This window comes from Microcystis sp. M079S1, from assembly GCF_020246425.1.
In the GTDB taxonomy this organism is placed as follows: domain Bacteria; phylum Cyanobacteriota; class Cyanobacteriia; order Cyanobacteriales; family Microcystaceae; genus Microcystis; species Microcystis aeruginosa.
This window is the reverse complement of sequence record NZ_JADBSZ010000243.1, coordinates 1-5,650: the sequence shown is the minus strand read 5'-3', so window position 1 is coordinate 5,650 and position 5,650 is coordinate 1. Positions and strand designations below refer to the sequence as shown.

The window sequence follows — 5,650 nt, the reverse complement described above, 5'->3', positions numbered from 1 at the left end:
TGAAATGGGGCGAAAGTCTGTGGACTCTGTGTAAGACAGTACATGGTTTTTTAACTGTGGTATGCGACGGTGGTGGAAGCAGAAACTTAAATCGTGAGGTTTAGGAATCGCCGCACTTTTAGGGCGGCGAGGATGTCAACGTCGCTATCCGTCAATTTGATGGTCGTGTCATCACCCACCCCGACCATTCCACCATTCTACAGCAAGGCGATACGGTCATTTTATTAGGTCATCGGGGCGATGTTCCCAATTTTGCCCGTCGTTATGCTCTGCGTCGAGAAATGCGCTATCGGGGGTCTTCTTGGTAGGATATTTAACCAGAAAAAAGTTGAGCTTTTCTGGAATTAATTTGGCCGCGGCTGGAGATAAGACTAACTCACCAATTATCTCCAGAGACACCTATGAAATTAACCTATCGCGGCATTGCTTACGAGAAAAATCCCACTGCCACCGTTGCTTCCAGTCCGCTGATTTTAGGCTATCGTGGTGTTCCCTATTTAAAAAACCGTGGTGTCGCTCAAAGCATTCAGAAACCGGTAGCCGTTACCTATCGCGGTCAAGCCTATAATATCACTCAGTCTTTAGCTTCTTTGCCCATGTAAGAACCCTCTTTAAGTTTTTAACTTCTAGTTCTTTTTCAATCAATCTCTTTTAAATATTGTCAATTAATGATCACAGCAATTACCTTAAACGGGTTTTATCTTCCCTCTTGCTCCAAGGGGGATTTTTAACTTGTTTTGCCAACAAGGAATATATGTTCATAGTTAACAAAATTAATTACACATATTTTTCCCTTCCGCAGTTCCGCAGTTCCAGTGTTCCCCTTTTCTGGGGTGTGAATTTAATTTTGTCGAACTGCTGATAGTTATCAGTTTTTTGTAGAATAGGGAGATTGAGAAAACGAACATCTGCCCTATGACAAGATTTCCTTTGACTGGTCGCTATTCTAGTTTATGCGTCTTACTCACTTTATTCTGGTTAAGCGGTCAATCTTTACCGGTGCGAGCAGAAAAAATCTATAATCCTGTCCCCCTAATCCTCAATAAAGAAATTAACGATACTCTCACCGACAAAGATATTCCCACGGGTGAGGGGGGGTTTGCTAGAGATTATACCGTAGATTTGGACAAGGACGATCAGGTAGCCATCGATCTCAAATCGGAAAACTTTGATGGAGTTTTAATTCTCCTGGCCGACGATGGTTCCACTGTAGCAGAAAATGATGATGGTCCCGATGGTGGCACTAATGCTCTCCTGTTTGCCCGGATTACCGAGTCGGGTAAATATATTATTCGGGTGAGAGCTTTCGGAGAAACCGGTGGAGGCAAATTTACCCTGAAATTAACCCGTTTACGGGCCGTGGAGGGCAAAAATTAGCTAATTATTGTCAAAAAAACCAAGAATAGAGCCTCTGTCCACTCCACCACCGCACCGTAGGTATCGCCGGTGTGACCCCGAAGACGACGATATAACCAGTAACCAGTAAGCAGAGCGAGGGCGATTCCAGCACTAATGGCGATTATTCCCCAGCTTAGACCGCCAAATAGGGCGATTAACCCCCAAATTATTCCCCCACAGTCCCAGGGCAGACAAAAAGCCACTTTATGAAAGGCTCCCTTGCCGGTGGGTTTGAGGTAGGGATAAAGAGCGATCGCCATTACTTGCCCCCAACGTCCCCAAATTGGTGCTAAAATTAGGGCTAAGGCTCGATTATCGCTTAAATCCGTCAAAGCGGCGATTTTGAGCAGCAAAACCATGGTCACGGCCATGACTCCAAAGGCCCCGGTAACACTATCGGCCATGACCGCTAAACGGCGCTGGGGGTCGGTGACAGCTAAACCATCGGCCGTGTCACTAACTCCATCAAGGTGTAGTCCTCCCGTTAGATAAACCCAAACCCCCACAAGGACAACTGCACGAGTTAGGGGTGGCATTCCCAGACCAGCTAGAGTTATATCGAGCAAAACCAGAATTAAACCCAAAAATAAGCCCACTAAGGGAATCCATCGGGCAATTCTACCAAAATCCGGCCAGGTAATCGGAACGGGAATAATCGTGTAAAAAGCGATCGCACCTAAAAATGAGCGAATTTCTTGACAAATGAAGTTAAATATGGTAATCAATCTCCCCAATTCGATTCTGGTGTGGCAGTGTTTCTCATAAAGATGAAGTATAACCTAATTTTGTATCGGCCACCCTGTGGGATTTTCAAAACATCTGAGAATGCCTATAATAATTCGGCATAACACGCTTATTGTAATGTTATAGGAAGAGTTCTTGCGATCGCTATACAGGAGAGTAATATACGGAAAGTTTCCTGAAAAAATGCGTATTTAGTGTGATATACGGAAAGTTTCTGTATAATATGTAGTTGGCTGAGTCTTTGGAGAGGGTGTAATGGAGGAGTTCTCTGCTGTTAAGTAAGATTGAGCTTGAGCTATCGATAGTTTGCCAAACTGACAAGCTAATTTTATGACCGCTGGAAAGTAAATTAGGATGGTTTTGATTTATGGGAGCAATGCCAGGAGGAGCAGAGAGAGTTTATAACTTTGAGGCAATGAGAAAGCGGGTTGCCGAGCAAGCATAAGCCTACTTTGAACCTCAATTAGCAGAACTTGGTCTAAGCAGAAGCCAGATAGAAACCCAGTCTTTGGAGGAATTAAGACAGAGCTTAGAGTCCATCAATGAAGCTATTAAAAATCCTCAATCTTTTGGCGTATTTAGCTTTAGAGCACAGGCAGATGCAAGCCTTATTATTACTTCCAAGCAAAGTGCTCAGTTAGAGGTTGGAATTCTTCCTCTACTACTAGATAGAAAAAAGCTCATATTAGAAAGGATTAAAACACTTTCTGCAAACGAAAAGATTGAAAATATACACGACTTGATTAATCGTGTAGGTGATGAGGAAGTTAAAAAGTATCTTGAAAAAGAACTTAATGCTCTCAAAGTTGAGGCTCAACAATTAAGAGAGCAATCTAAAGAAGTTGAGAGGGAACAGAATCAGGAACGTATAAGATCGCAAGCTGAATTGACTAGACTGTCTGTAGAAATATTTGAAAGGAGATCGAAAGTTTGGTTTTCACTTTTAGAGCGAGAATCAGCAGCAACGATAATAGGTGGTTTGATGTTAATGGTTATTATGATTGCACAGGTGGCAGCCATATTTTGGACTAAAAGCACACTCCCAGAAATCTTAAACAATGCTTTTTTAATAATTTTGGGATATTTCTTTGGGCAGTCCACAAACAGAAAAGAAGCACAGAAAAGTATCAAGCCTGATAATGAGGAATAAGTTAAATGAATTATCTAGCTATCTCCGTAGGGTGCGTTCCCTAAAGTGGCTCCCACTGCTCCAGCGATCGATTTTTGGGGAACGCACCATGCAGATTGATTGCAGCTGTGGGTTTAAGTGTGATGGCGAAGGCAGTGCGTAGCAGTACGCTGATCCTGTCGGTTGGGTTGGCGGCTGTTACCCAACACCCTCAAAACCAAGATTAAATAAGGTAGGATAGAGAGCGAAAAGATATTCTAGGTTGCCGTTAATGGAAGCGTCTATATTGAAACAAGTATTTTTGGGCATTTAACCGCCAGACCCACTGACAATCTGATCGTTGCTGCTAATATCAAGATCACCCAGGATTGGTGGAACGAACATAGTAGCTCATTTACGCTTTACGCATCAGAGATTGTTGAAGATGAGGCAGCTAAGGGAGATCCGATAATCGCCGCTCAACGGTTAAACTTGTTACAATCCCTAATGCTTCTCGAACTTACAGAAGATGCGTTTGAACTTTCGCAAGCGTTTCTGACTCAAAGCAATCTGCCCCTAAAGGCATCTAACGACGCTTTACATATGGCATTAGCAACCGTCTATAACTTAGATTATTTGCTAACATGGAACTGCAAGCACATGGCAAATGCCCAAATTCAGCGTAAGCTGGCTCAGATTAGTTCTGATCTCGGATATATATTGCCAGTTATTTGCACTCCTTATGAGCTTATTGGATATAACCTAGAGGTTTAGTCATGTATAAAAATGAAATTCTCGATGAAATTCACAAGTATAGAGAAGAATACGCTCAATCGTTTCAATATGACTTAAGAGCTATTTTTAATGACTTAAAGCAGAAGCAACTGGCTCATAAAGATAGATTAGTTAGGTTGCCAATTAAGCGAGCGTCTAATAAATCACTGCACCCGACCGCCGGCTAAAGCATTCAATGGAACCGCTAAATCTATAGTGCGATGGCGAAGGCACTGCGTAGCAGTACGCTGATCCTGTCGGTTGGGTTGACAGAAAAAATCCAACTGTGATCTTTGACTTCATTCCAATTTGTGCGGACTGTATTCAGGTGTTACCTGCTGTAATACCCAGCAAGTGAGCCTGTTTGCTGAGTGGAGGAGTAAAATAGGGAAAGTCTTAATCTAAGATTTAGTAATGGATAGAAGCATTATAGAACGGCAATCGCTACTTGAAGCAGTCAAGGCTCTCCCTGATGAGGCTTTAGTGGAACTGTCTAATTTTCTTGACTATCTTCGCTATAAAGCAGCCCATCAAAGAGAACTGACCACTCACTCTTCTAGTTTTCTGCTTGCAGTTGCAGGTTTAGGCAACTCTGGTCAACAGGATATTTCAGAACGTGATGAAGAGATTCTAGGCAATGAGATTGATCCGGTGTATGGCTGGAATCTTAAGCCAAGCAATTCAGTGTGACAGCAATCCTCGACACCAGTTTTTTGTTTGCTTTAACTGATCAGGGAGATCGCAATCATCAACGGGTGTTGGCTATTGCTCAAAGCGTGAATGAGCCATTGGTTCTACCTGTCGTTGTCTTGCCTGAGATCTGCTATCTGATTGCATCAAGATTGGGACACCAAGCAATGCGCCGTTTTGTCTCCAGTATGACACCTGATGCGGTTCAAGTTGAACCTGTAATCCCAGAAGACTTGGTACGAGTGCATGAGATATTGGAACAATATGCTGACAATCAGCTTGACTTTACAGATGCAGCGATCGTTGCCATAGCTGAAAGGCTCGCTATTACTCGCGTTTATACGCTTGATCGTCGAGATTTTTCGATCATTCGTCCAAGTCACTGCGATTACTTTGAGTTATTCCCTTGAACCGTCAGCTAACACTGCGTGGCGGCGGACGGGCGAAAGCTGCTGGTGCTGAGTTTGAGTTCATCTACCGCCGCTGCACTTCACCGTTAGCTATCGCCGTAGGGTGTGTTCCCTAATGTGGCTCCTACTGCTCCAGCGATCGATTTTGGGGAACACACCATGCACATTTATTAAAGCTGTGAGGTTAGTCTGATCGCACCTAAAAATGAGCGAATTTCTTGACAAATGAAGTTAAATATGGTAATCAATCCCCCCAAAATTAGATTCCAGTATGGCAGCCTTTCTCATAAAGATGAAGTATAACCTAATTTTGTATCGGCGATCCTGTGGGATTTTCAAAACGTAAGAACGCCTATAATAATTCGGCATAACACGCTTATTGTAATAGACCTCCTGCAAAAGTCCTATTCAGCTACTTGATGATAGCCTAAAGCAAGTTCATAGTTGTAAATGCCAGCGATTAAATTAAATCTCAGACCAAAACGCCGTCTCCGATTCCTATATCTTGATGATAAAATTCTAAATA

Annotated in this window: 8 protein-coding genes and 2 pseudogenes; 8 read left to right on the top strand and 2 right to left on the bottom strand. The window is 42.9% G+C overall.

Going from position 1 to position 5,650, the window contains the following annotated elements; translation table 11 throughout:
- Nucleotides 1-125 precede the first annotated feature (125 nt).
- The 3 genes and pseudogenes from IM456_RS23370 to IM456_RS16105 form a co-directional block, all read left to right on the top strand.
- Nucleotides 126-308: pseudogene (locus tag IM456_RS23370) on the top strand (TrkA C-terminal domain-containing protein); the annotation flags it as partial.
- Nucleotides 309-401: 93 nt separating this feature from the next.
- Entirely contained in the window at nt 402-602 is a 201-nt protein-coding gene (locus tag IM456_RS16110; RefSeq protein ID WP_061433262.1) for a DUF4278 domain-containing protein, read from the top strand.
- 313 nt (nt 603-915) lie between these two features.
- Complete coding sequence (locus IM456_RS16105) at nt 916-1,377, top strand: PPC domain-containing protein (RefSeq protein WP_002786024.1); 462 nt, start codon at nt 916-918, stop codon at nt 1,375-1,377.
- On the opposite strand, the gene cobS is transcribed toward IM456_RS16105, so the two are convergent.
- On the bottom strand, nt 1,374-2,132 hold the full coding sequence (cobS, locus tag IM456_RS16100) for an adenosylcobinamide-GDP ribazoletransferase (RefSeq protein ID WP_287693112.1): 759 nt from the start codon (nt 2,130-2,132) through the stop codon (nt 1,374-1,376). The two genes, IM456_RS16105 and cobS, sit on opposite strands and share 4 nt — an antisense overlap.
- A gap of 518 nt (nt 2,133-2,650) precedes the next feature.
- On the opposite strand from cobS, the gene IM456_RS16095 reads away from it, so the two are divergent.
- From IM456_RS16095 to IM456_RS16075, 5 genes are all read left to right on the top strand, one after another.
- Nucleotides 2,651-3,292 (top strand): hypothetical protein, encoded by a 642-nt coding sequence (locus tag IM456_RS16095; protein ID WP_287693111.1) that lies wholly within the window; start codon nt 2,651-2,653, stop codon nt 3,290-3,292.
- A gap of 264 nt (nt 3,293-3,556) precedes the next feature.
- Nucleotides 3,557-4,024 carry a type II toxin-antitoxin system VapC family toxin gene (locus IM456_RS16090; protein ID WP_149988197.1) on the top strand — a complete coding sequence of 156 codons (468 nt, stop codon included), beginning with the start codon at nt 3,557-3,559 and terminating at the stop codon, nt 4,022-4,024.
- 2 nt (nt 4,025-4,026) lie between these two features.
- Entirely contained in the window at nt 4,027-4,212 is a 186-nt protein-coding gene (locus tag IM456_RS16085) for a hypothetical protein (protein ID WP_002757942.1), read from the top strand.
- Between the two features lie 226 nt (nt 4,213-4,438).
- On the top strand, nt 4,439-4,714 hold the full coding sequence (locus IM456_RS16080) for a hypothetical protein (protein ID WP_149988193.1): 276 nt from the start codon (nt 4,439-4,441) through the stop codon (nt 4,712-4,714).
- Nucleotides 4,711-5,124, top strand: coding sequence for a type II toxin-antitoxin system VapC family toxin (locus IM456_RS16075; RefSeq protein ID WP_149988194.1), 414 nt, complete (start codon nt 4,711-4,713; stop codon nt 5,122-5,124). Before IM456_RS16080 ends, IM456_RS16075 begins: the two co-directional genes overlap by 4 nt.
- A 404-nt stretch (nt 5,125-5,528) precedes the next feature.
- Here the strand turns inward: IM456_RS16075 and IM456_RS16070 are convergent.
- A pseudogene (locus IM456_RS16070) lies at nt 5,529-5,650 on the bottom strand (IS5/IS1182 family transposase); the annotation flags it as partial.